General features: G+C 40.8%; 1 protein-coding gene. It reads right to left on the bottom strand.

Going from position 1 to position 309, the window contains the following annotated elements; all coding sequences use genetic code 11:
• Positions 1-34 precede the first annotated feature (34 nt).
• Positions 35-309 (bottom strand): hypothetical protein (locus tag EI162_RS14565; protein WP_192524999.1); only part of this gene is annotated, 275 nt, incomplete at its 5' end.

The raw sequence follows: 309 nt of genomic DNA, 5'->3' as shown, positions 1-309 counted from the left end.
ACGTTACTTTAATCAAAACCTCTTATCAGGTGTCCTAAATTAGTTGACCACTACAGTTGGGTTTGGTTTGATTCTCATAATAAGGCGTCATGTCTTCGCCTGCCTTTTGGCGCTTAATAAACTCATCGTAAGTAATTTTGTAGGGGTCAATGGAGACAAACTTACTGGTGTCAATACCTGTCTTTTCTAGCACAAGGGGTAGGGTGTAGTCGGGTTGGTCTTGCTGAATTTTTAGACCTGTTTCTAAAGCTTGGGTTTCAGCGTATAACCTAGACGTAGGTAAGTCTGGATAAGCTTTTGTAAAGACTG

This window comes from Psychrobacter sp. FME6, assembly GCF_014861365.1.
Classification (GTDB): Bacteria; Pseudomonadota; Gammaproteobacteria; order Pseudomonadales; family Moraxellaceae; genus Psychrobacter.
This window is presented reverse-complemented; position numbering and strand designations above follow the sequence as displayed.